At 67.2% G+C, this 2468-nt stretch carries 3 protein-coding genes and 2 pseudogenes; 2 read left to right on the top strand and 3 right to left on the bottom strand.

Annotated features, from left to right (window positions below; all coding sequences use genetic code 11):
* Positions 1-566 (bottom strand): annotated as a pseudogene (locus KZA10_RS12305) (ribonuclease E/G); the annotation flags it as partial.
* Between the two features lie 282 nt (positions 567-848).
* On the opposite strand from KZA10_RS12305, the gene KZA10_RS12310 reads away from it, so the two are divergent.
* On the top strand, positions 849-1466 hold the full coding sequence (locus tag KZA10_RS12310; protein ID WP_017830322.1) for a vitamin K epoxide reductase family protein: 618 nt from the start codon (positions 849-851) through the stop codon (positions 1464-1466).
* Between the two features lie 86 nt (positions 1467-1552).
* On the opposite strand, the gene ndk is transcribed toward KZA10_RS12310, so the two are convergent.
* Together ndk and KZA10_RS12320 are read right to left on the bottom strand one after the other, a co-directional pair.
* Positions 1553-1969 (bottom strand): nucleoside-diphosphate kinase, encoded by a 417-nt coding sequence (gene ndk / locus KZA10_RS12315; RefSeq protein WP_017830321.1) that lies wholly within the window; start codon positions 1967-1969, stop codon positions 1553-1555.
* 1 nt (position 1970) lies between these two features.
* A complete protein-coding gene (locus KZA10_RS12320) occupies positions 1971-2333 on the bottom strand; it encodes a DUF4233 domain-containing protein (protein ID WP_218683014.1) in 363 nt (120 codons plus the stop codon).
* 59 nt (positions 2334-2392) lie between these two features.
* On the opposite strand from KZA10_RS12320, the pseudogene KZA10_RS18135 reads away from it, so the two are divergent.
* Positions 2393-2468, top strand: a pseudogene (locus KZA10_RS18135) (DUF4233 domain-containing protein); the annotation flags it as partial.

Raw genomic sequence — 2468 nt, forward strand, 5'->3', positions numbered from 1 at the left:
CGTGCGGGAAGAGGGACGACCTCCGGCGCGTAGAAGTGCAGCTGCGTGGAGACCTGGGAGACGAACACCTCGGGAAGCAGGCCGAGCGACACGGCGGTCACCGGAGCCGGAGCCTCCGGAGCAGCCGGAGCCTCCTCGACGGTGGTCTCCGCGGCGGTGGTCTCCGAGGCGGTGGTCTCCTCGACGACCGGCTCGGCCACGGGCTCTGCGTCTGCCTCTGAAGAGGCAGCCGGCAGCGTCTCGGTGGTCTCCTCTGCCTCAGCGCTCGCTCCTGCAGCGGCTTCCGCGTCAGCTTCTGCTTCCGCCTGTGCATCCGCGACCGACTCGGCGACAGCAGCAGCGTCGTCGGCAGCGGCCGCGGCGTCATCCGCAGCGGCATAGCCGGCGGCGACGTCATCGGCGGCGGCGTCCTCTGCCACCTCTGCCGCTTCGGAGAGCTCATCGCCCTCGTCCGACGACCCTGTGAGGTCGTCCGCCTCGGGAGCAGTGGGCTCCGTCAGCTCTCCCGCGGCGTCAGCCGGGAAGTCGAGGGTAGGGGCGTTGTTGTCATTGTTGTCATCGGCCATCTCTGGCTTACTCCCTGCACGGGACACTCGGTGTCCTGTGAAATCTCATGCGGTACCCGCGGGTTCCGCGAACTCACTCGGTTTGCGACCGGCTCATGGCTCTGATCGCGTGGGGCATTGGACCCCGAAGTCTGCTCGATGCGTGTCGCGGCAACGCCGTTCATCGCATCACAGGCCATTATCGCACCAAGTGGCTCCGTTCGCGGCATCCCATCACGCGCAGCGAGTTTTCTCCGGCCTGTTCTCGCCGCATCCATAGCAGTCGCTGGGATAATCCCCAGTATGAGCGAGCAGCGCACCCGCCCCGTCATCTATGCCGTCTGGCTGATCATCGCGAGTGTGGTGGGCTGGTTCGCCGCCTTCCAGCTCACGATCGAGAAGTTCGTGCTGGCGGCGAATCCGGACGCCGTGCTGAGCTGCAACGTCAGCGTCATGATCCAGTGCGGCAAGAATCTCGACTCGTGGCAGGGCGAGGTGTTCGGCTTCCCCAACCCCCTGCTCGGCATCGCCGGTTGGATGGCTCCCCTGTTCATCGGCGTCGCACTGCTCGCAGGCTCGCGCTTCCCGCGATGGTTCTGGATGACGTTCGGTGCGGGCGTCACGTTCGCCTTCGGCCTCGTGTGCTGGCTGATCTGGCAGAGCATCTACGCGCCCAACCTCGGCGTGCTCTGCCCCTGGTGCATGCTGACCTGGTCGGTCACCATCCCCACCTTCTTCGCGACGATGCTGCATCTGACCCGCAACGGCACGTTCACGAGCAACGAGAAGCTGAAGGACCGGGCGAACCGGCTGATGGTCTGGGTCCCCCTTGCGACGATCCTCGCCTACGCCGTGGTCATCCTGCTCGCGCAGCTGCGCGGCCTCGACCTCCTCGGAGAGGTCATCGGCATGGTCTTCTGACCCTCGGCTGATATCGGACGGATACGGAAGAAGCCCGCCCGTCGATCCTCGGATCGACGGGCGGGCTTCTTCGGCGTGACGGGCGCTCAGTCGAACCAGATGCCGAGCTCGCGAGCTGCCGACTCGGGGCTGTCCGAGCCGTGCACGAGGTTCTGCTGCACCTTGAGTCCCCAGTCGCGACCGAAGTCGCCACGGATCGTGCCGGGGGCCGCGGTCGTCGGGTCGGTGGTGCCCGCGAGCGAGCGGAAGCCCTCGATCACGCGGTTGCCCGCGAGACGGATGGCGACCGAGGGGCCGGAGAGCATGAACTCGAGCAGCGGCTCATAGAACGGCTTGCCCTCGTGCTCTGCGTAGTGCTCGGCGAGCAGGTCGCGGTCGGGCTCGACCAGGCGGATGTCGACGAGGGCGTAGCCCTTCGCCTCGATGCGGGCGAGGATCGCGCCGGTGAGGCCGCGAGCGACACCATCGGGCTTGACGAGGACGAGGGTTTCTTCGGTGGCCATGTCATTCACTCTCTGTCTGAGTCTCGGTCGTGGGCTCGGCGGGGCGTCGTGCGTCCAATCGGGCCCCTCCGATGGTCGCATACGCCCACATGCCGCCGAAAATCAGGACGACGAGCAGGATCGACGGGACGAAGAACGCCGACAGGGCGACGACGGCCTGGATGACCCATCCTGCGGTGAGCGCCCAGGGCTTCGTGATCATCCCGGCGATCACGATGCAGGCGAGCGCGAGCACGGCGCCGGCGACGATCGCCCACCACTGCTCGATCCCCTCGGGAAGCTGGCGCAGCCCGAAGATCGTGAGGCCGACGAGGAAGACCACGATGGCCTCGAAGCCCAGCACGACCGGGGCGAGCTTCTGCACGAGGGTGCGCGGCGGACGTGCTCGCGCTCGCCTGCATCGTGATCATCCCGGCGATCACGATGCCCTGGGCGCTCACCGCAGGATGGGTCATCCAGGCCGTCGTCGCCCTGTCGGCGTTCTTCGTCCCGTCGATCC

The organism is Microbacterium sp. BF1, from assembly GCF_019279095.1.
In the GTDB taxonomy this organism is placed as follows: Bacteria; Actinomycetota; Actinomycetes; order Actinomycetales; family Microbacteriaceae; genus Microbacterium; species Microbacterium maritypicum.